We start from the raw sequence: 26212 nt of genomic DNA, 5'->3' as shown, positions 1-26212 counted from the left end.
AGTGCGGGTATAATTATACGCGACTATTTATAAACAATAATTATATCAGTATGTTGTCTGTTATATGCGAGTCCGGCCTTCGCACCATTAAGTACCGCGCGAACAAGAAGCCACCGAAAGGTGGTTTTTTGTGTCTGGAATCTGCCTGCTGTAACTGCCTGCCTATTTTCACTCTGTATTGACGTATTTCCCATTTCAGTAAAAACCGGATCTTCCTGATGCTTTCCTAAGGCCTATCTGATTGACCTTAAAGGCTAAAATGGTTTTTCATTGAACCCTTTCAGATCAAGGAGTTCCCGGATGGAGCCACAACAGGAAGGGATCACGCGGGCGTTAACGCCGGGCGAAGTCAATCTGGCACGCTCGGTGTTTGGCAGCACCATTTTCTATCAGAGCGTGTTGGTTCACTGCGACAGCTACCTGCCGTTTGGGCTGCAGAATCAGTACACGGCGATGAGCCCGAATGGGGAGCTTTACTTTCGTAGGTCACTCTATGAAAGAGATTATGCGAGCCAGGATCCTGAAGCTCAGCATCTTTTCATTCATGAGATGGCACACGTTTGGCAGCACCAGAAGGGCATGTGGGTACGCACCCGTGGGCTTCTCAGTTGGGCAGTGAGCTATCAATATCGGCTTGATCAACCTTTGCTGCGCTACTACAGCATGGAACAGCAGGCATCGATAATTGCGGACTATTTCATTCTCAAGAGATATGGGGCGAATACCTTCTTCCGCTTGCCAAACAGGAAACTCATCGGGATAGTGGACAGAAGGACATTGTCACAATTTCACCCCATAATCAGAAGCGCAGGGCTGCCATTATGAGAAAATATTTATTCCTTCTTCTTCCTCTTTTTATCTCAGGTTGCCCAACCGGTGACAGGTTTAATCTCTATCAAGTACAAAGTAAGATCGTAGATGGTAAAGTCTGCGTCTTTTTTAATGAGAACGATATCGTAAAAAACGAATCTATACTGAATATTGCCATCTGGAAACAAGGAGGCGATGACTACGTATATGAAAAATCATATGCTTACAGCCCGATAACGTTGGAAGCCAAAAAGTGTGTACCAGGTATCGGTGAGTTTAATTTTATCGCCGGTGAAGGATACACAGTGTTGGTAAGAACACCGCTGAATTCATATCGAACCAGTTTTGTTGTGATGAAGAAAGGTAAAAGTATTATGTTGAAGCCCGATTAGATTGCAATGAGATGTTTTAACTAAATATTATCATGAGAGTAATTTATTAATTCTATAGAAATTACAATCTGTAATGGGAAGCATAGGGCTGCCACTATGAAAAAACTCCTCTTACTATTTATTCCTCTTTTTATCTCTGGTTACTCGATGTATGATAGGTCTATCCTCTATTAAGCGAAAGTAATGCTTCAGAAGACAAAATAGGTTTTTTAATGAAAAATAACCCTCCTATATCCATGTAAGTGACATAGGAGAATTATTTTCTATGCGTTTAATCTATATGAAATCGGCCTCTTTCAACTCCAACTTCACCATCAGCTTCTTGTTCACCTCTTTCCCATCCACTCCGCTATGAATCCGCCGATGGCAAGTTGGGCAAATGGCGCCCACCCACTGCGGGTGATCGGGGCCTTCGTCGGCTAGGCGCTTAGTGTGATGGGGTTCGAGGTAGGGGGCACCATTTCTTTTCTTGAACGGCGCAGGTTGGTCGCAGGCTTCGCAGATGCCGTTGGCGCGCTTCAGCACGTATTTTTTCACGTCTTCGCTGCGTTTGAACCAGGATTTTTTGCTGTCGCTCTGTTGGCGCTGGCCTGATTGCTTTGAGGATTGCAGTGCCTTCTTGCGCAACTGTTCGAGCGTCTCTGTCTGCGTATCGGCTTCATCGGTTTCTGTTTCTTCTTCAATCGCGTGCAGTGGCGAGACTTTGAAAAGATTAAAGGTGATGCCTTGCCGCATGTTATTTTCTAAGTCTAAGCACTGAATGTGATCCCAAGAATCGCACTCAAACATGCCAAGATAGCGAACGCCTTTTTCTTTTTTGTTGTCTTCGAACAGGAAGATGTCTTTGCCATCTTTTTTATGGTCGCGGATGGATTTATTTCCCCGAATAAATTCCATAGGGCCTTTTTGACCTTCCCCCGTATAAGAAAAGCTGCCTTCGGTTGTCCATCCATCTTTATAGCCGTAGGTTTCACCGCTTTCTCCGGTGAAGATAAAGATCACCGGGAATTCCCGCGGGGTCCATATGCCGCCTTGCAGCTGCCCGCCGTAAAGCTCGATCAGCGCTTTGCGTGTGTATAGTTTGCCTTCGGTTAAATAGTCAAAAGGATGCGGCGTTTCGACGATCTCAAAGCCGAGGTCTTTGAGAAATTGGATGGCTTTTTCCGTGCCGCTATCGGCATTGATTCCTTTAAACGGATAGCCATGCTGCTCACGGTATGCTCTAGCGGCAATGCCTCGGATATCGTACTTCTCGCCATTATAATGAAGGAGGTATTTTTTAAATCGTTTTATTTCATGTTGTTTTAAGAACGCATCTCGGCCAAGTTTTTTATATTCTTCGATCGCTTTTAAAACGGATTCTTTTGAAGATAACGCCTCTATGGCAGTTGCCAAAACCACATCCTCACATTGCCGAGTTGGTTCTGAGCAATGTGCTTGCTGACGAGAGCAGTATGCATCAATACCCAGCAGTTAACTCATCGATTTACCGAATGCGTTAACTATGCCAGGTAGGGGAGGAAATGCCTACCTTGATGAATGCTTTTGTTGTGATATGTCAGTCAGATCTATTGGAAATCCTGAATGGGAAGGGCGACAAGTGCAGGCATCGCCCTGATTGTCGCTTACGTTAGCTGCAGGCTTCCATCTCCCGCAACGCCCGCCCATAAAGGTTACACAACGCAGGAACCAGATGCGCTGTAGCATTGAGATAGCGATTCATCTGCTCCCAGCCTTCGGTATCCAACTGTGGGTGCTTTTGCAGCAAGTGACCAAACAGCATCAGGCCGTGGCACAGCCCTTCCGCTTGCTCGGCAGAGAGTGCGGCCAGGTCTAAAAGTTCTGAAGGGTTAAAAGCGCTGAGATCGAGGTGGTTAAACAGTTGGCGGTAGAGGATAAGGGTGCTTTCAACGGATTCTGTAGTGGGAACCTTTGTCATGGGGGCATCTCCGTATGTCATTGATTAATGACTATCACCAGAGACGCTAAACTCGGGTGGTAGCCCAGACGGGGTTAGCGTCACCGGGACATACGAACCGGCGCTTCTTGCGAAGCCCCCGCCTGAGCCACCATTATTTGGAGTGAACTAAAGCTGCTGCATTATTACATAATACAGCGGTAATATGTCAGATTCGGAACGCTAACTCCGGCTGCGGATTTTGCCGCAGCAGAAAAACTATAACGTTATCAGTAAAAGGAAAAAATAAGCCGTATGGAATTACAGGCTGTTTACTCATGAGGTTGGAATGCAGATCGCAGTTATTAAATTTTAATTCAGGCTAATCAGTTAGGATAATTCATTTGCTAAATGAATTATTGAATCTGTGAATTTTGTTGTCACGAAATACGTTGAGATGAATGAATGTAAAAAGAATGGTTGAATATTTATCCTACGTGCCTTGAGTGCTATTATTAACCTCTTTGTTAATGCTCGCGGCAGTGAGTTTTTTAAAATAATGACAGGGATGCACTACGATGGAAAAGAAAGAGGGGGCTTTAAGGCTATTAACCTCCGGGGAGATCGGCCTTGCGAAGTCGGTATTTGGTGGTTCAATTATTTATGGGAAAGTCTGGGTTCATCACGATAGCTATTTCCCCTTTGGCTTACAAAATCGAAACACTGCGATGTCACCCAATGGTGAGCTGTATTTTAGAGACTGGTACGTGCCCGATTTCTCAAAGGAAGGGTAGTCATAAACATCTTTTCATCCATGAAATGGTTCATGTTTGGCAATACCAGCGTGGTATGTGGGTTAAGACCCGAGGCCTCTACAGTTGGTTGGCAAATTACAGTTATGAACTGGATGGCTCCAAACTCCTAAAGAACTACGCTATGGAGCAACAGGCTCAGATCGTTGCTGATTATCATTTGTTGACCTCTTCAGGTTATGCTGTTTGGAGAAACCGCTTCGGCAAGGAAGTGACTTACAACGGTAATGACTATGCCGATGTGAGAAAAGTAAAAGAAAAATATGAGAAAGTGTTAGTCGGTTTTCCTTACAAGTAAGAGGATTGGTTATGAAGGCGAGACTGTTCTGTGCCGTTGTTGGCGTGTCCTTGCTAAGCGCCTGTGTAGGCGATCGTCTCGATCAGCGCTATGCGCCGGATATCCCTATCGCCGCCCATGTTAAAGAGAATGGAGACATCTGTATCTATCCTTCACCAAAGGAAAACGAAAGGCAAGATACGCTCTATCTCACGGGTGATGCTGATGAGAAATTGATTGAGGTGGGGAATCAAGATCTTAAAAAGGGCATTTGCGTTACGCAGAACGATTACCCATTTCAGGAAAATCATACCTATAGCATGAGGCTAAATTTTGTGCCGATTGAGAAGCGCAGAAACCTGCAGGATGTTTCCGGCAGGGCCTTTATTGCTCACTTCAAAGTGACAAAGCTCAATGGTGTTTACGAAATTGAAAATATCACACAGGGCAGCAGATAACGTAGGGACAAAATGAAACGGATTTTCCCCCTCGCATTCCCTTTCCTGCTCGCCGGCTGTCCGTCGATAGGCGATCGCATCCCCGTAGACTATCCCGCCACCGCCAACCTGCGTGAGGGCAAAGTATGCATCAACGTTCAACCGCAGGGAGACGAAAAGCTCGTGGGTATCTCGATTTATCGATTGGATGAGGCGCAGAGTCGTACATTCAAATTTTTCGATCCGCTGAGGGATGTCGCCCCCAATCAGTGCGTCCCTGATGAGGGCTACGTATTTACGCCGGGGCAGCAATACCATTTCTCCGCGAAACTGGTCTCCCTCAAGAAACAGAAGGCGGATGAGTTTCCCTCAGCGCGTGAATTCGTCGCTGAATTCGTTGTGCAGCAGGAAGGCAATCAACTTAGGTTGGAAGCCCTCCGCCCCCCACGCTAACCCCACCGCCCAAACCTACCCCAAATCCCCCCCGTTGCTGGCGATCACTTTCTTATACCACCAGAACGATTTTTTGCGAGTGCGGGCGAGGGTGCCGTTGCCCTGGTCGTCGCGGTCGACGTAGACAAAGCCGTAGCGCTTGCTCATTTCGCCAGTCGAGGCGGCCACCAGGTCGATGCAGCCCCAGGTGGTGTAACCCAGCACCGACACGCCGTCGGCGATGGCGTTGGCCATGGCGCGGATGTGTTCGCGTAGGTAGCTGATGCGGTAGTCGTCCTCAATCTCGCCTGCTGCATTGAACTCGTCGTGTGCGCCCAGGCCGTTTTCCACCAGGAACAGCGGCTTTTGGTAGCGGTCGTACATCATGTTCATGGTGATGCGCAGCCCCAGCGGATCGATGCCCCAGCCCCAGTCGCTGCGCGGCAGGTGCGGGTTCGCCAGCGATTTCACCACGTTGGCGGCGCTGCTGTTGTTGTCGTTCATGTCGGCGGAGGCGCAGCGCGAGGCGTAGTAGCTGAAGGAGACGAAGTCGACAGTGTGCTTCAGAATGTCGGCGTCTTTCGGTTCCATGACGATGCTCACGCCTTTCTCGCGGAAGACGCGGGCAGCGTAGGAGGGATAAGCGCCGCGCGCCTGCACGTCGATAAAGAACAGGTTCTCGCGGTCTTTCTCCAGCGCGGCCCACACGTCTTCCGGCTTGCTGGACCACGGGTAGAAGTTGCCGCCGGCCAGCATGCAGCCCACCTGGTTGGTGGGGTTCACTTCGTGGGCGATGCGCGTCGCCAGCGCGCTAGCCACCAGTTCGTGGTGCGCGGCCTGGTATTTCACCTGTTCGGGGTTCTCGTCCGCTTCAAACACCAGCCCCGCGCCGGAGAACGGGCTGTGCAGCAGGATGTTGATCTCGTTGAAGGTCAGCCAGTATTTCACCAGCCCGTCGAAGGCTTCGAAGCAGGTGCGGGCGTAGCGGGTGAAAAATTCCACCATCTTGCGGCTGCGCCAGGAGCCGTATTCGGTCACCAGGTGCATCGGCACGTCGAAATGGCACAGGGTCACCAGCGGCTCGATGCCGTATTGGCGGCACTCTTCGAACAGGCTGCGGTAGAAGGCGATGCCCTCGGGGTTGGGCGTCAGCTCGTCGCCGTTGGGGTAAATCCGACTCCAGGCGATGGAGGTGCGGAACACGGTAAAGCCCATCTCCGCCATCAGCGCGATGTCGTCGCGGTAGCGGTGGTAGAAATCGATGGCGTCGTGGCTGGGGTAAAACTCGTCGTCGCGCAGGCTAAAGCGCTTCTCCAGCCCGAGTTTGACCGCCATGCGGTTGGCGCCGTGCGGGATCATATCGACGGTGGTCAGCCCTTTGCCGCCCTCGCGATAGCCGCCTTCCGCCTGGTTGGCGGCCAGTGCGCCGCCCCATAAAAATCCGTTAGGGAATGTTGAGTCAGACATGCAATCCTCAATACCCGTCATACTTGAAGCTGCATCCGTGTTGGCTGCGTTCACTCACCCGAATCACTTACTTGTGTAAGCTCATCGGGATTCGCTCTCTTGCCGCCTTGATGCCGCTCCAACTATTTAGGGTATAAATATACGTTAATGCGTTGCGCTGGCGGCGTTCGCCGCCGGTGCGGTTTGGCCGGGCGCGGCGGCGTTTTCCGGCAGATCCTCGAAGCCCAGCATCAGCGTGAGCGCGAACGACAGCACCACCGAGAGCGCCATCACCGCCACCACCCACACGATGCTCATCGGGTTGGCCGGATCGAAGAACTGCACGCTGGTGAACAGCCCGGGCGAGGCCATCGAATGGCTGGCCAACCCGCCGATGCCGGCGACCGCGCCGCAGATGAAGCCGCTGATCAGGCTGGCGATCAGCGGCCGCTTCAGGCGCACCGCCACGCCGTACAGCGCCGGTTCGGAAATCCCCGCCACGATGGCGGAGGCCGCGGCGGCCAGCGCGGTCTGGCGCAGCTCGCGGTTCTTGGTTTTCAGCGCCACCGCCAGCGAAGCGCCGCCCAGCGACAGGTTGGCGCCGATCTCTGAAGGCATCACCATGCCTTCTTTGCCGGTCTCGGCGATGGTCTGGATGATGGTTGGGGTAAACACCCGGTGCATGCCCGTGATCACCAGCAGCGGCCAAATCGCCCCCATGATGGCCACGGAGAGCCAGCCCAGGTAGCCGTGCACGGTGTAGACCAGCGCAGAGATGCCGCTGCCGATCCAGATGCCGAGCGGGCCGATAAGCAGAATGGCGATCGGCGCGGCGATCAGTACGATCAGCATCGGCTTGAGGAAGTTCTTGGTCACCGCCGGGGTGATGCGATCCACCCCGCGTTCGATGTGCGACAGGATCCAGGTCATCACCAGCGCCGGGATCACCGTGTAGGTGTATTTCACCGCCGTCACCGGGATGAAGGCGAATTCCACCGCCTGGCCCTGCGCCGCCTTGGCCATCAGATCGATAAAGTTGGGATGCACCAGCACCCCGGCGATGGCGATCGCCAATGACATGTTGGTTTTGAACTTCAGCGCCGCCGAGGCGGCGACCATCACCGGCAGGAAGAAGAACGCGCCGTCGCCGATCACATTGAGGATGACGAGGGTTGAGGAGCCTTTCTCGAATACGCCGGCCATATCCAGGATCATCGCCAGCAGCTTCACCATCGAGCCGCCGATGATGGCGGGGATCAGGGGCGACATGGTGCCCACCAGCGCGTCGAGAATGCCGGCGCCGATGCCTTTCAGGGTGAGCTTGCGCTTCACCGGGGCGGCGGGAGCCGCCGCGCCCGGCATGCCGAGCGCCAGCACCGCCTGATAGGCCTTGGCCACCTCGTTGCCGATGATCACCTGGCACTGCTCCCCGCTGTGCACCACGCCCAGCACGCCGTCGATGGCCTTCAGCGCCGGCGTGTCGATCCGCGCTTTGTCTTTCACCACGAATCTCAGGCGGGTCATGCAGTGGGTCACGGCCTCGATATTGCCCGTGCCGCCCAGGGCGGCCACGATGGCGTGCGAGATCTCTGCGTAGTTCTTCGGCATGGCGTGTCGTCTCTCAGATAGCAATTCGGATAGCCCAAAGGCGAATATTTACTGCCTGGGCGATCCGTCGTTCCATCCGTATGAAACGCCCATAAGAAACCGGTTTCACAAAATCATGTATTGGTGTTTTGTTCTTGGCAAGAACTATGATTTTTGGCGTTTCGTTTTCGTGATCTGGATCGTCAGAGGTAAGCGCATACCGATGTGCAGGGGCGTGAAAACGTTCCAAACGCCGGGCGTCTTGGGTAGACTGCGCTGAACCCATGGATTTTGGCGGCGCACAGATGGCAACGATACTCGAGGTGGCGAAAAAGGCCGGCGTTTCAAAGGCGACGGTGTCGCGCGTTTTGTCCGGCAGCGGCTATGTCAGCGAGGAGAAACGCGCGTTGGTGGATAAAGCCATCGCGGAAACCGGCTATCGGCCCAACCTGCTGGCGCGCAGCCTGGCGACCAACACCACCCAAACCCTCGGTCTGGTGGTCACCAACACTCTCTACAGCGGCAACTATTTCAGCGAACTGATGGCGCAGTCGGCGCGCATCATGGAGGCGAACGGCCGCCAACTGATCCTGGCGGACGGCAAGCACACCGCCGAAGAGGAGCGGGCCGCCATTCAGTTTTTGCTGGATCTGCGCTGCGACGGGGTGATTATCTATCCGCGTTTTCTGTCGATCGCGGAAATGGACGAGATCGTCTCCCAACACCGCCAGCCGATTCTGGTGATCAACCGGCGGCTGCGGCTGAACGACAGCTACTGCATCTTCAGCGATCAGCACGCCGCCGGCGCGGCGGCGGTGGCGCACCTGATCGCGCGCGGCCATCGCGACATCGCTTTTATCACCGGCTCGCTCGATTCCCCCACCGGGCTGGAGCGGCTTTCCGGCTACAAGTCCGCGCTGGCGCAGCAGGGCATTGCGGTTAACGAGGCGTTGATCGTCGAAGGAAAATGGCACGCGCAAAGCGGCGTGGCGGCGGTCGATGCGCTGCTGGCCGGCGGGCAGCCGTTCAGCGCCATCGTCGCCGGCAACGACGAGATGGCCATCGGCGCGATGAAGCGGCTGGCGGAGCGCGGCGTGGCGGTGCCGGAGGCGGTATCGGTCATCGGCTTTGACGACATCCCGCTGGCGCCCTATACCGTGCCATCGCTGTCGAGCATGAAGATGCCGGTCACCGAGATGATCCAGGAGACCATCAACCGCCTGCTGTCGATGCTGGACGGCGGCGAGCTGAGCAAGCGCCCCAGTTTCCCGGCCAGCCTGATCGAGCGCGAGTCGGTGGCGGCGGGGCCGTATTGGGTTGGTAACTGATCTGCCGATTTTTCATCCATCGCCTCAATAGACAAACCCGTCGGCCGGCCTTATATTGCTAATGAGAATCACTATCAAAAACCTCGCCGACGGTCGGCGTCATCACTCACAGGCAGGGCGAACATGTCTACGTCCCCTCAACGGTTACTGCAGGAATATCATCAGCAAGCGCAGGACTATGCGCTGTCGGACATGCTGCGCGCGCGGCGCGGCGTGTTGACCGCCGACGTCGATATCGAGCTGGATGAACCCCACCGCGCGGGCCTGAAGATCGTGGTGATCCGCCGCGGGCGTCTGCGCTGTGAAAGCGGAGCGGGGCCGCAGGTGGAGCTGAACGGCCCTTCGCTGTTGCTGGCCGCCGGGCGGGACGACTTCGTGTTGAACAACCTGTTCCAGGCCGGCGAACCGCTCGATTACACCCTGATGCAGTTCTCCGCCGCCTGGCTGGAACAGAACGATGTCCGCCTGCCGCCCGGCCTCGATGGGCGGCGGCATGCGCAGTTGGTGCCGCTGGCGGCGCCGGCAGCGCTGATTGGCCAGGCCCGGCAGCTGTTCGCCTGCCCGTTGCACGAGTCTCAGCGCGGGCTGTGGTTCAGCGCCAAGGCCAACGAACTGGCGGCGCATTGCCTGCATCAATGCTGGAACCGCAGCGCCGCCGCGCCGTCTGTTGGCGTGCGCCTGGCTGCGCGGGACGTGGCGCGCCTGCAGCTGGCGCGTGAAATCCTGTTGGCGGAGATGGAGCAGCCGCCGAGCCTGGATCGACTGGCGCAACGCGCCGGGTTGAATACCCGCAAACTCACGCAAGGGTTCCGCCAGCTGTTTGGCGCCAGCGTGTTCGGCCTGCTGCAGGAGCACCGGCTGCAAACCGCCTGGCGCTTGCTGAGCGAGCAGGATCTGCACGTTTCCACCGTCGCCTGGCAGGTGGGTTATACGCCGGCGCACTTCTCCGTCGCTTTCCGCAAGCGTTTTGGCGTCATGCCCTGCGACGTCAAAAAGCGTTAGCCACGCAATCGAAAGAAAAAGTCCCGCCGACGAAAGCCTTTGCGGATGAAGGCGCCCGCCGCTTGTGGCTACAGTAGGCGCCTTTGCCGTGGAGGATCTCATGCTGAGTGACCTGCGGGCGCTGACGCGTCCTTTCCGCATCATGTTGTATTCCGCGCTGGCGCTGCAGGCGCTGGCCGGCGTCAGCTCGCTGTTTCCCTGGCTGGCGATCGCCCGGCTGGTGGACGCCTCACCGGCGGCCTATCCCTTTTGGCTCGGCGTCGCCGCCGGTGGCCTGGCGCTGTGGCTGTTCGCCCAAACGCTGGCGCTGCATCTGACTCATCTGCTTGACGCGCGTTTGTGCCACCGGCTGCGCAGCCAATTGGCCGCCAAGCTGGCACGCCTGCCGCTGAACTGGTTTGTGCGACAGGGCGAGAGCGGCGCCGCCCGGGCGCTGTCGCAGGACATTCAGGCGCTGCATCAGCTGGTGGCCCATGCGCCGTCGGAACTGGTGCAGCTGGCCGTCGTGCCCGGCTGCGCGCTGGCGCTGCTGGCGGCGGTGCAGTGGCCGCTGCTGCTGTTCGCGCTGATACCTTTGCTGGCGGCCGCGCTGCTGTTTCGCGTCATCCGTTCGCCGCGCCTGCGGCCGGCGTTTGAACAACGCGATCGGGCGTTTCGGCAGTTGAACGACGATTATCGGCAGCTGGCGGCGCATCCGCTGTTGGCGCGCCAGTTTCCCGGTGCGGGCATCGAAGCGCGCGCCCGGCAGAGCCTGCGGGACTTTCTCGCCGCCTTTCACCGCTGGCTGCGGCGTATCGGCGCGCTCGGCGCCGTGACCCAATTGCTGCTCAGCGCCGCGCTGTCGGCCGGCTGGCTGTTGCTCGGCGCCCGCTGGCTGGCGCCCGATCTCACGCTGGCGGAGCTGGCGCTGTTCGTGTTGCTGTTGCGCAGCGTGTCGCAACCGGTGATGGCGATGGGGCACGGCGGCGATGCATTGCGCGCGGCGACGCTGGCCGCCGGCCGCATTCGGGCGCTGCTGGCGCATCCTGAAATACGCTGGGGAGAGCGCTCGGCGATCGCTTCGGCGCCGCAGGGGGCGGCGCTGCGGCTGAGAGATCTCGGTTGCCGACAGGACGAACGCTGGTTGTTGCAGGGCGTCAATCTGGCCGTCGAACCGGGGGAATGGCTGGCGATTGTCGGGGCGTCGGGCAGCGGTAAAAGCACGTTGCTGCGGTTGATCGCTCGTTATAGCGAGCCGGATAGCGGAACGGTATCGCTCAACGGCGTGCCCGCCGACGCGTTTTCGGCGCAGGCATTCAATCAGATGGTGGCCGTGGTGCCGCAGGAGCATGCGCCGCCGGCGATGTCGCTGCGCGACAACCTGACGTTGTTCGCCGCCGGGGCGGAGGCGGCGCAGCTGCGGCGCGTGCTGGCCGCGCTGGGGCTGGCAGAGCGTTTGCAGGAGCGGTTGGATGAGGCGCCGTCGCTTTCCGGCGGGGAGGCGCAGTGTCTCGCCATTGCCCGGGCGTTGCTGGCGCGGCGGCCGCTGCTGTTGGCCGACGAACCGACTTCGGCGCTGGATCGGCAGAGTCGCGAACGCATCCTGACGGCGCTGGCGCAGCTGCCCGCCACTCGGCTGGTAGCAACGCACGACGCGGAACTGTGCCGCCGCGCCGATCGGGTGGCGGTGCTGGCAGAGGGGCGGTTGCTGGCGGTCGGCACGCCCGCCGCGCTGGCGCAACATCCGGCGCTGCTGGCGGCGTTGGCCGAACGCCGGGAGGTGGACGATGAAGCGTGAGCTGGCGCAGGCGCTAGCCCCGTCGCTGCTGTTGATGGCGCTGGCCGCCGCGCTGGAGGGCGCCTGCGCCTTGCTGCTGGCGGCGGCGGTGGCGAGCTGGCGGCAAAATCCCGGACATTGGTTAGAGTTGCTGGCGCTGGCCACGCCCCTCGCGCTGGCGGTGCAGTATGCGGCGGCCACCCGCGGTTTCTTCGCCGGCGGCGCGGTGATGAACGCGTTGCTGCGAGCGCTGTTCCGCCGTCTGCCGCGCGCGCTGTCGCCGCAGGAGCAGACGCCGGGCCTGTTAACCGGGGCGATCGGCCAGGCGATGTCGGCGCCGGCGCACCTGCTGGCGCCGCTGGTTGGCGCGATCGTCACGCCGTTGACACTGGTCGCCGGGCTGGCCTGGCAGAGCCTGGGAATGGCGCTGGCGTTGCTGGCGGCCGGCGTGCTGCTGGCGCTGGTGTTGCGCGGTTCGGCGGTCCGGCTGCACCGGCGAGAGCGGGAGCTGGGGGAGGCCAACCAGAATATCGAAGGGGCGCTGATGCAGTTTGCCCGTCATCAGGCACTGCTGCGCTTCGGCTACGGGCAGGCCGCCGCCGCCGAAGCGCTGACGCAGCGGTTGGATAGCCATCATCGAGCGCATGCCGCGCTGCTGCGCCAAAGCCTGCCGTATCATCTGCTGTTCAGCGCCGGGCTGCAGTTGACGCTGTTGGCGGCATTGTGGTTCGGCGCCCATGAGGTGTTGGCGCAGCGCCTGAACGCCGCCCAATGGCTGGCGCTGATGATTGTTCTGGCCCGCTCGTTGGAGCCGCTGCTTCAGCTTTCTCACCTCGATCAGGCGCTGCGTCAGTTGAAGAACGGCTGGGGCCAACTGCGCCAGACGCTGGCGGCGCCCGCGCTGCCGTTGCCGGAGCGGGACGGCCCGGCGCCGCAGGACGACGGCATCGCGCTTGAGGCGCTGAGCCTGGCGGCGGCGCACGGCGGTTGGCGGTTGCGGGAGATAGGCGGAGCTTGTGCCGCCGGAGAGATGTTGGCGATCGTCGGCCCTTCGGGCGCCGGCAAAAGCAGCCTGCTGAGCCTGATGGCGCGCACGCAGGATCCGACGGCGGGGCGGGTGTTCTACGGCGGCCGTGACGTGCGCGCGCTGTCGGCGCGGCAATTGGCGAGCGGGCGCGGCGTGATGTGGCAAGACAATCGCCTGCTGCGCGGCAGCGTGCGCTGGAATCTGACCCAGGGGCGAACGGATATCGGCGATGAGCGTCTGCTGGCGCTGTTGGCGGCGCTGGATCTGCCGCCCGACGTGCTGGAAGAAGAGGTCGGCAGCGACGGCGATCGTTTCTCCGGCGGGCAGAAGCAGCGGCTGTGCCTGGCGCGCACGCTGCTGCAGGGGGCTCCCCGGCTGCTGTTGGATGAACCGGGCGCCAGTCTGGATCGGCGCAACGCCGAGCGCGTGGCGGCCCTGCTGGCCGGCTGGCCCGGCACGCGGGTTGTCGTCACCCACGATCCCGCGTTGGCCTGTCGGGCGGATCGGGTATGGGTGCTGGAAGGCGGGCGGCTGACGGCGGCGGGCAGCCCGGATGCGCTGCGCGAGGCGGGGGGGTGGTTCGCCCGTTTCTGCCAGGCGAAAATGACCGGCGATCGATAGAGAAACTCCGGCAATCGAAAAAGTCGCGGCGGCCGTTTTGTTAGATTGATAACGATTATCATTTAACAATAACAACCAGGGAAAAACATGCGACTCATTCATCTCTCACCAGTGGCGGCCGCGACGCGCCGCGGCGCGTTGCTGTGCGCGCTGTGCGGCACCGGGGCGCTGGCGCAGGATGCGCCGGCCAAAACGGACGTAAAAGAAGATACCCTCACCGTGACCGCCGGCGCGGCGGCGCGGGATGACTATGTGGCTCCCGGCGTCACCACGCTGGGGAAAATCCCGCTGAAACCGCGTGAAGTGGCCCAGTCGGTCAGCGTGATCGATCGCCAGCAGATGGACCAACAGAACCTCACTTCGCTGGACGCGGTGATGACGCGCGCCACCGGCGTCACCAGCGCCCCCTTCGTGTTGCTGACCACCGCGTGGTATGCGCGCGGCTTCAAGATCGATTCGTTCGAACTGGATGGCGTGCCGACGCTGCTGGGCAATACCGCCAGCTCGCCGCAGGACATGGCGGTGTACGAGCGGGTGGAGATCCTGCGCGGCTCCAACGGCCTGCTGCACGGGCTCGGCAACCCGGCGGCCACGGTCAACATGGTGCGCAAGCACGGGCTGGCGCAAAACCGCGCGCAGTTTACCGCCAGCGCCGGCAGCTGGAACCAGTATCGCGGCGAAGCGGACGTGGGCGGCCCGCTGAACGCCTCGGGCAGCGTACGCGGCCGGGCGGTGATGGCATGGGAAGACCGCGATTATTTCTATCGCGTCTCGGATCAGAAAACCCGTTTGCTGTACGCCACCGTCGATGCCGATCTGACGCCGGACACGTTGCTGCGCGTCGGCGCGCAGTACCAGACCATCGATTCCGTCACCAACATGGCCGGGGTGCCGATGGGGAAAGACGGCAGCGATCTGCACCTGCCGCGCAGCACCTATCTGGACGTGGACTGGGATCGCTTCAAATGGGACACCACGCGGCTGTTCGCCGCCGTGGAGCAGCGGCTGAACGACGCCTGGCAGCTCAAGCTGAGCAGCGATTATCTGTATGCCAAGTCGCGGCTGCTGTATGCCGGCGCCTGGGGCAACGTCGATCCGGCCACCGGCGACGGCGCGGCGCTGATGGGGGGCGCCTATCGTTTCCGCAACCGGCAGCTGGGGCTGGATGCCAGCCTGAGCGGCAAGATCGACGCCTGGGGACGACAGCACGAGCTGATCGTCGGCGCCAGCTACACTCATGCCGAAGAGGAGCAGTTCACCGCGCAGTTAGATCCGGCGTTTCAGGTGCCGGTTAACGTCTATCGCTGGGATCCGCACGGCGTGCCGAAGCCGGCGATCGGCGCCTACGGTTCGTCGGGATCGACCAAAACCATTCAGCGCGGGGTGTACGGCATGGGCCGCATCAAACTGGCGGAACCGCTGACGCTGGTGGCCGGCGCGCGTGAGAGCTGGTGGCAGCTGCGTTCACCCAGCGACAGCCTGGAGGAGAACGCGCGCCTGACGCCCTACGGCGGCCTGATCTGGGACTTCGCCGAAGACTGGTCGTGGTATGCCAGCTACGCCACGGTGTTCCAGCCGCAGACCGGCAAAACCTGGAGCGGGCAGATGCTGAAGCCGGTTGAAGGCCGCACGCTGGAAAGCGGGGTGAAGGCGTCGCTGATGCACGGCGCGCTCAACCTCTCGGCGGCGGCGTTCCGCATCGATCTGGAGAACAATCCGCAGGTGGACCCCGAACATCCGGGCGGCGGTTTCGATACCTGGTACATCAGCGGCGGCAAGGCGCGCAGCGAAGGCTTCGAACTGGAAGGGCGCGGCTATCTCACGCCCTGGTGGGACGTCACGCTCGGCTACACCTATACCGACACGCGCTACACCCGCGACGTCAGCAACCAGGGGCGCGCCTACAACAGCCTGACGCCGCGCCATATGCTGCGGCTGTGGAGCGATTACGATCTGCCGTGGGATCAGCGCAAGTGGAGCATCGGCGGCGGCATCCAGGCGCAGAGCGGGTTCAGCAGCGCCAACGGCGCGACGACGCTGCGTCAGGGCGGCTATGCGCTGGTCAACGCCCGGCTGGGGTATCGCATCGACGAGACCTGGTCGGCGGCGCTCAACGTCAACAACCTGTTCGATCGCCGTTACTACGCCGGGCTGTTCTCGCCGCAGTGGAACAACCGTTACGGTGAACCGCGCAACCTGATGTTCACCGTCAAGGCCGAGTTCTGATGAGCCCGCGCGTATGGGCGGCGTGCCTCGGCAGCGCCATGGGGGGCGTTACCCTGGCGCTGCTGTTGGCGCGCGGCTACCCCTCGGCCGACCCGCTCGATCGGCTTTACGGCGCGCTGTTTCTGGCGCTGTTCGGCGGCATCGCGTTGCTGACGTATAGCCTGCTGGCGCCGGACTGGCGTCGCACGCTGCTGCGCGCCTGGCTGTGGTGGCCGCTGCCGCTGGCGTTGCTGGAGGCGTGGCGATGAACGCCGTCGCGCGACGGGCGTTGGCGGCGCTGCATCGGGGCTGCGGCGCGCTGTTCGGCTGCGCGCTGTTCGTGATCCTGTTCACCGGCTGCTGGAGCCTGGCCGGCGACAGCTTCACGCTGTGGTGGAACGGCGTGACGATGAGCGGCGAGCAACGGCCGTTGGCGCAGCTGCTGGACGACGCGAAAGCCTACGGTGAAGACGGCGCGGCGCCTTACGTCATACTGCCGAGCGCGCGTTATCCGGTGATTCGCTTTTGCCGCGCTCCGGACGACTGCGCCCTTGCGCTGAGCGCCGTCAGCGGGCGGCCGATCAGCCTGACGGCGCCGACCACGCTGTTGGTGACGCTGCACAAGAACCTGTTTCTCGGCTTTCCCGGTCGGGTGTTTCTCAGCCTGTTCGGCATTGCGTTCACTGTGTTGCTGATCAGCGGGATTGCGCTGCATGGCCGACGGCTGCGCCAGCTGTTGCAGCTGCGGCGGCGTCAGGGGCTGCGGGTGCTGCTGTTCGATCTGCACAATCTGTTGGGGCTTTGGTGCTATCCGTGGCTGGTGATGTTCGCTTTGACCGGCGCGCTGTCCGGCCTCGGCGCGCTCGGTACGGTGCTGCTGGCCGACCGCGTCAGCCCCGGTGCGCCACAGCGGGTGATGGCGCAGCTGATGGGCGGCGCGCAGCCCGCGCCGCCGATGCCTGACGCCGGGCGTACTCCCGCGCAGACGCTGGCGGCGCTGCGGCGCCAGGCGCCGGAATTTACGCCGCAAACCCTGCAGCGCGCGCCGGATGGCGCACTGCTGGCGGTGGGCGGCGTCACCCGCGGCATTCCCAGCAGCGCGCTGTTCGAGCAATTTCGTTTCGGCAGCGGCGAGCAGCCGGCGCTGATGCGGCGCAGCGCCGCTCGTCAGGGGCCATGGACGCGCGCGTTCATCGCCGTTCAGCCGCTGCACTATGGCCAATACGCCTGGTTGCCGCGGGCGGCGGCGGCGGTGAGCGCATTGCATTTTCTGGCCGGGTTCGGCGCGGCGACGCTGGCGCTGAGCGGGCTGGGATTGTGGTGCCTGCGGCAGCCGCAGCGCCGTGCCGCGCGCTTTATCACCGGCGTCTGCTGCGGTCTGACGGTGGCGGGAAGTTTGCTGTTGGCCGCCCGGCCGCTGGCGGCGTTCCCTGCCGCCTGGCTGTTTTGGGGAATGTGGGGCGCGGTGGCGCTGTCGGCGTGGCGGGTTTGGCCGGGGTGGCTCTTGTTCGGCAGCGGAATGGTCGGTGGCACGGCGCTGCTGGCGGCGGCGCTCGGCCATATGCTCAGCGCCGGCCCCGGCCTGTACTGGCTGGACAGCGCTTTATTGTTGGTCAGCGCGGCCCTGTTCGCCGCCGGCGCCTTGTTATGGCAATCGCGCGGCGCCTGGCCGCGCCAATCGGAGTAAAATATGCGACAACTATTGCAACATCGGCATCTGGTGCTGACCCTGGGGCTGCTCTATTTCAGCCAGGGCATCCCGATCGGCATCGCCATGGATGCGTTGCCGACCCTGCTGCGCCATGACGGCGCCAGCCTGCAGGCGCTGGCGTTTTTGCCGCTGGTGGGGCTGCCCTGGGTGGTGAAGTTTCTTTGGGCGCCGCTGGTGGACAATCACTGGTCGCCGCGCTTCGGACGCCGCCGCAGTTGGATTATTCCGCTGCAGTGCGTAGTGATGCTGTGCCTGATCCTGCTCAGCGCGGTCGGCATTTCCGCAGCGGCGGCCGGGCTGTGCGTCGCGCTGCTGGTCGTCGCGTCGCTGGCCAGCGCTACGCAGGATATCGCCACCGACGGCATGGCGGCGGAACACGTCAGCGGTGAGTTGCTGTCGCGCGTCAATGCCATTCAAATCGCCGGGGTGATGAGCGGCTTCTTCGTCGGCGGGGCGGGCATGATGATGCTGAGCGCCAGAGTCGGCGTGCAGGGTGCGCTGCTGGCGATGGCGATCTTCCCTGCCGCCAGCCTGCTGGCGATTGGCCGCTTCCGACAACACGCCGATCTGCCGCCCGAACGTGCCGATTCGCGTCCGGCCAGCCTGCTGCGCACGCTGCGCCGTCGCGGTGCAGCGCGGTTGCTGACGCTCACGCTGCTGTCGGCGGTGACCGCGGTATCCGGCTTCGGGTTGGCCAAGCTGTTTTTAACCGATCACGGTTGGACGCCGGCGCAGATCGGCCAGATAGGCATGGCCGGCGGCATGGTGACGCTGGTGCTCGGGTGCGGCGGCGGCGCCTGGCTGGTGAGCCGGCTCGGGGTGTGGAAGGCGTTCGCGGTTGGCCTGGGTTGCGCGCTGGGTGCCGCGTTATGCTGGCTGGCGATGGCCAACTGGGGCCTGCACCCCGGCGGCGTGATCGCCGCGGTGATGGGAGGCGCGTTGGCTTCCGGCGTGACCTCGGTCGCTATCATGACTGCCGGCATGCAGTTCGCCGCGCAGGGCGATCAGGCGGGCACCGACATGACCATGGTGCAAAGCTCGCGCGATATCGGGGAAATGGTCAGCAATATGCTGATGGTGGGGATGACCGCCAGCTTGGGCTACCGTTTTTCCTTCGCGTTGGCTGCCGCGCTGGCTGTATTGCTGTTGGGGATCTCTATGTATAATTATCGACGCCATGCGGCGATGAACTGACTTAATGCATTGCAGATGTTAAAAATTAATATGACTTGCTTGTGTTAAATTTCATCAATTAACACGCGCCACGTAATCCCTCTTGGTTCGGGGGCTACGTCGGGGTCACAAATTTTTCCGGAATTGATCGCCTTACCTGTCCCAGATAAGCACAGCCTAGTTGCCGAAGTGCGGATCGGTGTGATGATGAGTGAATCGATCTGCCGAACCCATTGGACGCTCAATCGTCGCGCCGCCTATAGTGGCAGTGCCCCGAATACATGCAGCAACACCAGGGCATCCTATAGGCTGTTGAACGGCCAATATCATAACGACAAGCTCCCCAAACCGGCTCAGGCCGGTTTTTTTGTACCTGCGGTTCAGGCTGTTCACCCTGTAGGTGAACAGGGGGTGTACACCGAGAAGGTAGCTATACATCAATCAATTCATTGAAATAAAAGGATAAATTTAAATGGTGTATAGGGTGAACAGTTTTTCTATAAATCTTTTTTTTGTGGCTGTGAGTCCAAGAAATAAAAGCTGCGATCAGAAAATAGCGACAGTAAATTATGCGTAACAATAATTTTTGGTTTGGGTTCGTGACACGGAACCTAACCGAGCTCTTTGTATGGTTGAATTTTATGCTGTTGTCAGAGCAATAGTATAATCTTCCAGCGTTTCACGAAATTTATACTGGGGGCACAAAAGGGGGCATAATCTTGATTTGTTTTTAATAATATTATATTTTTCAGTAACTTGATTGGTGATTTGAGTCCGGCCTTCGCACCATTAAGTACCGCGCGAACAAGAAGCCACCGAAAGGTGGTTTTTTTGTGCCTGGAATTTGGTTGCGAACAGTCCCCTGCCTTTGTTCCTTGCTAACTCATAAGTAGAGTTATGTGTTTTGGGGTCATTCATATATCGCGATACGCCTTGGCTCAGTGCCATTGAGACTGATTTGACCGAGATTTGCTGATGCGACTGGCATGATTGCTGCCCAGTGAGAGGGCTCATAATCGATCTGATGAAATAGCTTATCTAGCGCATCAGTTGGCAAATTCGTGTAGAGATGCATCATTCATGTGATATTGATATTCATTCTCAATAAAGTGTATCAGTGATATGATAAGCACTTCCAAAATAAAGCCAGGGATGCTTTGATTAAATGTCTATTAAACCTCTATTTTTTATGTCCTTTCTTGCTTTGTCAGCCTGCAGTACGAATAAAGTCGTGGATACTTTTTCGGGAACACCGGGTACAGCAGGAATGGCATATTGTGTACGAGACTTGTGGGAGAATGATGCCATTGCCAATAATTATCCCAGCGGTCCAATCCGTATACTAGAAAATCGTAGTGGCACTGGCAGTTACTATGTTTTTGATGAGAAAGGGGAGGAGATGGTACAGGCCAAAGGTACGATTGGCTTGTGGTTTGGAGACAAGCCAGAAAAAATTGAAGTTAATTTCGTTATTCCCCAGGATAAGTCGATGACCGTTAGGGCAACACGCAGGCTAGAACTGAGCAAACAGTGTGCGGTTATCCCAACCAAGGTGCGAGAGGACAAATACTTACCGTCGGTGATTTGCACAGATAAGACCGCTTGCAACTTCAGGCGCGATATTTAAAAACACGCTGAATGTGTGATTACGTCAGTGAAGATGAGGGCGGTAGCTCATCATCTGGCAGCGTTAGTACAGTGCGAACAAGAAGCCACCGGTAGGTGGTTTTTTGTGTTAGGGATTTGCCCTGTATGGCTCATTTCAATTATCAGCCACGGGGTGATGCGCTTTTCACTTTAGTAAAAACCAGATCGTCCTGATGCTTTCATAACGCATATATAATTGACATTAAATGAAAAAATTGCATTTCATTGAACTCTTTCAGAACAAGGAGTTCCAGGATGGAGCCACAACAGAAAGAGATCACGCGGGCGTTAACGCCGGGCGAAGTCAACCTGGCGCGTTCAGCGTTTGGTAACACTATTTTCTATCTGAGCGTGGTGGTGCTACCTGTTTTTGGGCTGCAGAATCAGTACACGGCGATGAGCTCGCACGGGGAGTTGGGCCGTATATAAAAAATTATGCGAGCTAGGATCCTGAAGTGCAGCATCTTTTTATTCATGAGGGAAGTGCCAGTAAGAGAGCTTACGCTTTCTTGTTTTATTTTTTCTTTCCCCATGGAAGGTAATATAAATAGGTTAAATCGTCTAATTTGAAATTGATATAATCACCAACATTGCTTTTAACGGGCGGTAACTCGCTAAAAATAAATAAATATAGAGGTCTTGGTGGCGTGGCCATCGCAAGCTCATCCAGCTTCTCTCGTGAGGTTCTACGGTATTCGGAGCTATCAACAAGGCGAGAAGGGATAAAAAATGTTGGTTTATATTTTATCATTCCTGCTTTCATCTCATTATCGAAACGGACCAAGTAGTAGTCATCTTTACGGTTAATCCACGCTTTACCATAGTAAATTCGTGGCTCATCGATATATGTGCTTAAGTCTTTCCTGTCATTAATACTGATGAAGAAATCCCTTAAGTGGAGCTTACCTTCAGCTGTATTTAGGAAGAAATTCTCTTTTGCAATAAACGAATTAACCAAACCAGAAAGTCGTTTTCTGGAGTGACGACGTTGGTTATTCTCTTCTTGCTCCTCACCCGCTATTTTTCGTTGACGCTTTGTTATGTCTTCTTCATCCCCTGAAGAGGGAATATCACGAATAAAACGCATATTTAGTGGAGACAAGTCAATGTCAACAATATCATCTCGTATAAAAGGAAGGGCTTCAGGGTCTTCTCTGACTGATTTTACTCGTCGTAGGTCTTCGTCCGTTTCGGCTTCAAGTTGGCAACCAGGGCTATGCTCGGAAACAAACTTAAAATAAGGATCGCGTTTGCGCAGTCGTTTTGGTCTGTCCAGGTTGGCACATGTGACTTGAGCTAAGCAATTTTTTTCAGGGCATTTAAATAGATGCTTTGATGCTACGATCTTTTCAGCGAATAATTTGTCAGCCTCTTCTGCTGTAATATCTTTTCCTAATTCAATGCTATAAGCCCGTTCGATTCTCATGCATTATCCTAATTTGAAGGTTGATTATACTTTGTTCTCTCTTCGCATCGCATGCTTGTAGATGTTTATCACTGTATAAACATGATTCGTCTTGATTTAGTTTCACAAAGTTGCAATTTTATGTCTCTACAAAGGTATTCCAAAATCCAGTCGATAAAGGTAAAGTGAGATTTCTTTGTTGAAGTTATATAACACATTGTTTTTTCTAACCTGAATGTTGTGAATAGAACCAGTATATTAGATGTTGAAAGATATTCCGATACTGGTTAGTTGAACATGTCGCATTTCGGAGCATATATGGCTATGGTTGGGCTAACTTGGGATCAGACTCTACGTTTTCGCTTGCTTGAGATCGTGTTGCAATGGGAGGGGCGGTTGACGACTAACCACCTTTGTACTGCTTTTAATATAGGCCGCCAACAGGCATCACGAGATATCAATTGGTATATAAATAATTATGCGCTGAACGGCGTAGAGTATGATTCTAAGCTAAAGGGATTCAGGCCGACCGCGCAATTTGTACCAAAGTTCAGTGAAGGGAAAGTTGATGAATACCTGATGCTGCTGCATCAGGAAAAACAGCAGACGAATGAATGCTTTGATAAGGGAGCTACTCTGCCATTAATGGATCTTCGATATGGTCATATCGAAATCTTGAGCGTCCCAACTCGTCATGTTAACCCAATAATGGTACGCGGATTGGTGCAGGCAGCGCGTTATCAATTGAGAGTGGATGTTGATTATGTTTCCCTCAACTCTGGGGAGCAAAGTGGCCGCAACATTGTTCCGCACACATTGGTTTATGATGGGATTCGTTGGCATGTTCGAGCTTATTGTGAGAAAAAAGGGAATTATTTGGACTTCGTCATGAGCCGTTTTCGCGGTATTCCTGAGTTGCTTGATGCCTCGGACAGAGGGCGGGATAAAGATAGTGAATGGAACACTTTTGTGACAGCCATTGTCGTACCGAATCCAGAGCTGAATGCTGCTCAACGCGCGATTATTGCCAGTGATTATGCGATGAGAGATGGGCATTTGTTGATTACTCAGCGGATGCCTTTGCTTCATTATGCTTTGGAGCGTTTGCAGGTAAATTTCACCGGGGAACATAGGGAAAATCCGTTGTTACATCCGTTGGTACTAAAAAATCGCCATGATTTGGTCTTGCAGGGGTGCTATTTCAAACTTACTGGCAGAGATTTTTCCATGGAGGAATAGATTTCCTTTAAGACCCAATGCGGTTGATATTTTGAATACCCTCAGAGTTTTTGCTGAATAATCAACCGCATTGTAACTGCCTATTACTATTTCACGGCTAATAATGTTGGTTGTTATCTTTATCGGTTTCTCTAATATTTAATCTGAAAAATATTTCATCTCTTAAAATATTTAATAAATCAATGGATTTGGATATATTCACATGGTTTACTTTTTATGTGGATATCCGTATGCCGTTTACCGTAATCGCAGAAATGGATGAGTCAAAGTGGGATGATAAGCCCGGTGAGGAGTATCACTTCCCTAAGCGTTACACCGCTATGCTTACTCCTGGTACTCGAGTGGTTTACTACAAAGGTAAGTTGAGAGATAAGCTCTACCGAGATGAACGAATGACGGATGAACCGCATTACTTTGCGGTAGCTACTATTGCCTATGTTTATTCCGATCCAAATGCGCAGAATGGGGAATTATACGCGATAGTCGAGGATTTTCAGCCTTTCACTAAACCGCTGTTGGCAAAGACCGCCACAGGTTATTTCGAGGTGATCCCGGCAAGTCGCCAATCGAACTATTGGCGTGATGGCGTGCGGCCAATCACTAAGGACATTTATCAGGCAATTGTGACACAGGCGGTACTTGGCCCGGTGATTGAGTCTGTGATTGAAGAAGAGGATTACAACCAAAGTCTAGAATCTGCGGACACTCCTCAAGAAGGGGCAAAGATTGGTTATTTCACCACCAAATATGAGCGTAATCCCAAGTTAAGACGTGCAGCCCTGAAGTTACACGGTTCAACTTGCTGTGCTTGTGGTTTCAACTTTGAGGCCTTTTACGGGGACTATGCTGAAGGGTTTATCCATATCCACCACGTGGTGCCGGTCTCGGAATTTGGCGGAAAGAAAACAGTAGATCCTCAAACCGATCTGGTGCCCGTTTGCGCTAACTGCCATAGCATCATTCATCGTAAAAAAGATAAAACGCTTTCTATTGATGAGCTTAGAGAAATGATTGAGCGGCAGAAAGTATAGCGCTAATCTTTCAGTTCAAAAAAGAAGACGGTAGTTATGCAGTCTTCTTCACTGCAAGAAATACCCTATTTGCGTGAGTTATATGATGAGGTTTTACTTGGAAATTGAACCAGCCATTCTTAAATAGCGCCTTCTCGACCATCTCAGACACTACAACGCTTGAACACACCTCCTCGATAAAGCAAAAATCCCCAGCGCGCTGCCCAATGCCAGGGCGCTGGCGGCTGCCGTGGATAGCACGAACTCGCGCGTGTAGGGCAGCAGCAGGCCAACCGCAGAGAGGCTGCCCAACAGCAGGCTAAAGAACAGCGCTTTTTTACGATAGGGCGCCTTTAGGTTGAGATAGGCGGCGACGGCGCAGACGATAAGGGGGCCACCGACGACGACCAACAGCGGCAGAATGATGAGCGCCCCGGCGAGGAGATTGGACAGCCCAACGTCCTCTACGCCGGCGTAAGAGACAATAAGAAACATGATGCCGATGGCTAACACCGTGCTCAGTTTGATGACGATATAGGCGCTCGCGCACAGGTTAAGCGCCTTTAATCCTACTATCATCACGTTGTTTGCCATCGTTCATCCTTGAGTTTGCTGGATATGGGCCGTGTTGGCCTGGGGAATGGTTTATCTTACCCCAACCCCCCAATCCTTCCCCGAATCTCCTCCTCCGGCAGGTCCACGCCGATAAACACCAGCGTACTCTTGCGCTCTTCCTCAGGCAGCCATTCCCGATCCCAGTCGGCGTTGTACAGCCGCTGCACGCCCTGGAACAGCAGGCGGCGCGGCTCGCCTTCGATAGACAAAATGCCTTTGTAACGCAGCAGGTTGTCGGCGTATTCCAGCAGCAGGCCTTCCATCACGTCGGAGATTTGCATCAGCGGCAGCGGGCGCTCCAGCGTCACTACGATCGAGCGGATGTCGCTCTGCGGCTGCGGGATGCGGCGGAACAGCGGGGCGGGCGGTGTCAGGTTGAGTTTGTCGTTCAGCGTGAAGCCTTCGATGTCGAACAGCACGCTCAGATCGATGTCGCCGTGCGTCACCTTGTACACCGGCGCGCGGGCGTTCATCCGCTGCAGCCGCTGGATCAGCGCCTCGCAGTCCGGCGCCACGTCGGTTTTGGTCAGCAGGAGGCGGTCGGCGTAGCCCACCTGCGCCTGGGCGATGCTGAACTGGCTCAGCTGTTGGTCGGCGTGCGCCGCGTCCACCAGGGTGATGATGCCGTCCAGCAGGAAGCGCTCGCACAGGATCTCGTGCGAGAAAAAGGTCTGGGTAATCGGGCCGGGATCGGCCATGCCGGTGCATTCGATGATCAGCCGATCGAACGCCAGCTGGCCGCTGTCGACGCCGTCCAGCAGATCCAGCAGCGCGTCCGCCAGTTCGTTGGACTTGCTGCAGCAGATGCAACCGTTGCTCAGGGTGGTGATGCGGCTGGCGCGATCGCCGATCAGCGCGTCGTCGATCGGCACTTCGCCGAACTCGTTTTCGATGACCGCGATTTTATAGCCGTGTTCGGCGTTCAGGATGTGACGCAGCAGGGTGGTTTTGCCGGCGCCCAAAAAGCCGGTCAGGATGGTGACTGCAATGGGTTTCATACGGGTCCTTGTGACTGCGGGTTAACAGCAGCGCATGCCGCCTTTGCCGTCGCCGCCGTAGCGCGCTTGCTGGCGCTCGCGGAAAAATTCTTTATAGGTCATCACCGGCTTGTCCGGGTGGTTGTCTTTCATGTGCTGGACGTAGGTATCGTAGTCAGGCACGCCCACCAACATGCGTGCCGCCTGCCCGAGATACTTCCCCGCCTGGCCGAGATTTCCGAACATAAGCCTTCTCCAACTCTACCCTGCATCACTACAGCGTTTGCTTTAGCCTGATATTAGGGGAAGCCGGGGGATGGGGTTCCCGCAGGGATGCCCCACCTCCGGGTCACCCCGGGTATCTCGATTGCATCGCGCCGCACGCCTGGCATCTTGCGATGCACAG

26 protein-coding genes are annotated in these 26212 nt (G+C 57.0%); 18 read left to right on the top strand and 8 right to left on the bottom strand.

Annotated elements, in window-relative coordinates; translation table 11 throughout:
* The first annotated feature begins 300 nt into the window (after positions 1-300).
* Both ACJ8J5_RS08170 and ACJ8J5_RS08165 read left to right on the top strand, forming a co-directional pair.
* On the top strand, positions 301-825 hold the full coding sequence (locus tag ACJ8J5_RS08170) for a type IV secretion protein Rhs (RefSeq protein WP_089181612.1): 525 nt from the start codon (positions 301-303) through the stop codon (positions 823-825).
* Positions 822-1202, top strand: coding sequence for a putative T6SS immunity periplasmic lipoprotein (locus tag ACJ8J5_RS08165; protein WP_089181613.1), 381 nt, complete (start codon positions 822-824; stop codon positions 1200-1202). Before ACJ8J5_RS08170 ends, ACJ8J5_RS08165 begins: the two co-directional genes overlap by 4 nt.
* 276 nt (positions 1203-1478) lie before the next feature.
* Here the strand turns inward: ACJ8J5_RS08165 and ACJ8J5_RS08160 are convergent, their stop codons facing one another.
* Both ACJ8J5_RS08160 and ACJ8J5_RS08155 read right to left on the bottom strand, forming a co-directional pair.
* A complete protein-coding gene (locus ACJ8J5_RS08160) occupies positions 1479-2603 on the bottom strand; it encodes an HNH endonuclease (RefSeq protein ID WP_414126553.1) in 1125 nt (374 codons plus the stop codon).
* Between the two features lie 229 nt (positions 2604-2832).
* Entirely contained in the window at positions 2833-3141 is a 309-nt protein-coding gene (locus tag ACJ8J5_RS08155) for a hypothetical protein (RefSeq protein ID WP_164099981.1), read from the bottom strand.
* A 536-nt stretch (positions 3142-3677) separates the two neighbouring features.
* Between ACJ8J5_RS08155 and ACJ8J5_RS08150 the strand changes: the two genes are divergently transcribed.
* The 4 genes from ACJ8J5_RS08150 to ACJ8J5_RS08135 all read left to right on the top strand — a co-directional run bounded on the left by ACJ8J5_RS08150 (position 3678) and on the right by ACJ8J5_RS08135 (position 5078).
* Entirely contained in the window at positions 3678-3893 is a 216-nt protein-coding gene (locus tag ACJ8J5_RS08150) for a hypothetical protein (RefSeq protein WP_342116796.1), read from the top strand.
* 142 nt (positions 3894-4035) lie between these two features.
* On the top strand, positions 4036-4209 hold the full coding sequence (locus ACJ8J5_RS08145) for a hypothetical protein (protein ID WP_414104969.1): 174 nt from the start codon (positions 4036-4038) through the stop codon (positions 4207-4209).
* An 11-nt stretch (positions 4210-4220) separates the two neighbouring features.
* Positions 4221-4646 (top strand): putative T6SS immunity periplasmic lipoprotein, encoded by a 426-nt coding sequence (locus tag ACJ8J5_RS08140; RefSeq protein WP_342116798.1) that lies wholly within the window; start codon positions 4221-4223, stop codon positions 4644-4646.
* Between the two features lie 12 nt (positions 4647-4658).
* Positions 4659-5078: a putative T6SS immunity periplasmic lipoprotein gene (locus tag ACJ8J5_RS08135; protein ID WP_414104970.1), complete on the top strand. Its 420-nt coding sequence runs from the start codon at positions 4659-4661 to the stop codon at positions 5076-5078.
* Positions 5079-5093: 15 nt separating this feature from the next.
* Here ACJ8J5_RS08135 and ACJ8J5_RS08130 read toward each other — a convergent pair whose 3' ends face one another.
* Together ACJ8J5_RS08130 and ascF are read right to left on the bottom strand one after the other, a co-directional pair.
* Complete coding sequence (locus tag ACJ8J5_RS08130) at positions 5094-6524, bottom strand: 6-phospho-beta-glucosidase (protein ID WP_414104701.1); 1431 nt, start codon at positions 6522-6524, stop codon at positions 5094-5096.
* Positions 6525-6668: 144 nt separating this feature from the next.
* The gene (gene ascF, locus ACJ8J5_RS08125) at positions 6669-8111 is read right to left on the bottom strand and encodes a PTS cellobiose/arbutin/salicin transporter subunit IIBC (protein WP_197818431.1); all 1443 of its coding nucleotides are present in this window, start codon (positions 8109-8111) and stop codon (positions 6669-6671) included.
* Positions 8112-8395: 284 nt separating this feature from the next.
* Between ascF and ACJ8J5_RS08120 the strand changes: the two genes are divergently transcribed.
* The 10 genes from ACJ8J5_RS08120 to ACJ8J5_RS08075 all read left to right on the top strand — a co-directional run bounded on the left by ACJ8J5_RS08120 (position 8396) and on the right by ACJ8J5_RS08075 (position 20989).
* The gene (locus ACJ8J5_RS08120; protein ID WP_145956992.1) at positions 8396-9418 is read left to right on the top strand and encodes a LacI family DNA-binding transcriptional regulator; all 1023 of its coding nucleotides are present in this window, start codon (positions 8396-8398) and stop codon (positions 9416-9418) included.
* Positions 9419-9541: 123 nt separating this feature from the next.
* Complete coding sequence (locus ACJ8J5_RS08115) at positions 9542-10420, top strand: helix-turn-helix transcriptional regulator (protein ID WP_414104702.1); 879 nt, start codon at positions 9542-9544, stop codon at positions 10418-10420.
* Between the two features lie 100 nt (positions 10421-10520).
* Complete coding sequence (locus tag ACJ8J5_RS08110) at positions 10521-12197, top strand: ATP-binding cassette domain-containing protein (RefSeq protein WP_414104703.1); 1677 nt, start codon at positions 10521-10523, stop codon at positions 12195-12197.
* Positions 12187-13824: an ATP-binding cassette domain-containing protein gene (locus ACJ8J5_RS08105; RefSeq protein WP_414104704.1), complete on the top strand. Its 1638-nt coding sequence runs from the start codon at positions 12187-12189 to the stop codon at positions 13822-13824. Before ACJ8J5_RS08110 ends, ACJ8J5_RS08105 begins: the two co-directional genes overlap by 11 nt.
* Before the next feature lie 87 nt (positions 13825-13911).
* The gene (locus ACJ8J5_RS08100; protein ID WP_414104705.1) at positions 13912-16050 is read left to right on the top strand and encodes a TonB-dependent siderophore receptor; all 2139 of its coding nucleotides are present in this window, start codon (positions 13912-13914) and stop codon (positions 16048-16050) included.
* Positions 16050-16298, top strand: a complete 249-nt coding sequence (locus tag ACJ8J5_RS08095) for a hypothetical protein (RefSeq protein ID WP_049279053.1) — start codon at positions 16050-16052, stop codon at positions 16296-16298. The genes ACJ8J5_RS08100 and ACJ8J5_RS08095 overlap by 1 nt, the downstream gene beginning before the upstream one ends.
* Positions 16295-17716 carry a PepSY-associated TM helix domain-containing protein gene (locus ACJ8J5_RS08090; protein WP_060434072.1) on the top strand — a complete coding sequence of 474 codons (1422 nt, stop codon included), beginning with the start codon at positions 16295-16297 and terminating at the stop codon, positions 17714-17716. Before ACJ8J5_RS08095 ends, ACJ8J5_RS08090 begins: the two co-directional genes overlap by 4 nt.
* 3 nt (positions 17717-17719) lie before the next feature.
* A complete protein-coding gene (locus ACJ8J5_RS08085) occupies positions 17720-18934 on the top strand; it encodes a RhtX/FptX family siderophore transporter (protein WP_414104706.1) in 1215 nt (404 codons plus the stop codon).
* A 1144-nt stretch (positions 18935-20078) separates the two neighbouring features.
* Positions 20079-20540: a hypothetical protein gene (locus tag ACJ8J5_RS08080; protein ID WP_142590963.1), complete on the top strand. Its 462-nt coding sequence runs from the start codon at positions 20079-20081 to the stop codon at positions 20538-20540.
* Between the two features lie 275 nt (positions 20541-20815).
* On the top strand, positions 20816-20989 hold the full coding sequence (locus ACJ8J5_RS08075; RefSeq protein WP_154618042.1) for a hypothetical protein: 174 nt from the start codon (positions 20816-20818) through the stop codon (positions 20987-20989).
* Between the two features lie 85 nt (positions 20990-21074).
* Here ACJ8J5_RS08075 and ACJ8J5_RS08070 read toward each other — a convergent pair whose 3' ends face one another.
* Complete coding sequence (locus tag ACJ8J5_RS08070) at positions 21075-21986, bottom strand: hypothetical protein (protein WP_072269859.1); 912 nt, start codon at positions 21984-21986, stop codon at positions 21075-21077.
* Positions 21987-22283: 297 nt separating this feature from the next.
* Between ACJ8J5_RS08070 and ACJ8J5_RS08065 the strand changes: the two genes are divergently transcribed.
* Entirely contained in the window at positions 22284-23204 is a 921-nt protein-coding gene (locus tag ACJ8J5_RS08065) for a WYL domain-containing protein (RefSeq protein WP_043136272.1), read from the top strand.
* 230 nt (positions 23205-23434) lie between these two features.
* Positions 23435-24235, top strand: coding sequence for an HNH endonuclease (locus ACJ8J5_RS08060; protein WP_414104707.1), 801 nt, complete (start codon positions 23435-23437; stop codon positions 24233-24235).
* Positions 24236-24385: 150 nt separating this feature from the next.
* On the opposite strand, the gene ACJ8J5_RS08055 is transcribed toward ACJ8J5_RS08060, so the two are convergent.
* Genes ACJ8J5_RS08055 through ACJ8J5_RS08045 form a run of 3 tightly spaced genes read right to left on the bottom strand, consistent with a single transcriptional unit; the run spans position 24386 to position 26052 of the window.
* Positions 24386-24808 carry a hypothetical protein gene (locus tag ACJ8J5_RS08055; RefSeq protein WP_414104708.1) on the bottom strand — a complete coding sequence of 141 codons (423 nt, stop codon included), beginning with the start codon at positions 24806-24808 and terminating at the stop codon, positions 24386-24388.
* A gap of 56 nt (positions 24809-24864) precedes the next feature.
* Positions 24865-25827, bottom strand: a complete 963-nt coding sequence (gene yjiA / locus ACJ8J5_RS08050; RefSeq protein WP_414104709.1) for a GTPase — start codon at positions 25825-25827, stop codon at positions 24865-24867.
* 21 nt (positions 25828-25848) lie between these two features.
* Complete coding sequence (locus ACJ8J5_RS08045) at positions 25849-26052, bottom strand: YbdD/YjiX family protein (RefSeq protein ID WP_004953088.1); 204 nt, start codon at positions 26050-26052, stop codon at positions 25849-25851.
* Positions 26053-26212 lie beyond the last annotated feature (160 nt).

Origin of the sequence: Serratia sp. CY43202 (genome assembly GCF_052168755.1) — a bacterium.
Taxonomy (GTDB): domain Bacteria; phylum Pseudomonadota; class Gammaproteobacteria; order Enterobacterales; family Enterobacteriaceae; genus Serratia; species Serratia bockelmannii.
Note: the sequence above shows the minus strand (reverse complement) of the source record. Positions and strands in the feature narration are given on the sequence as shown.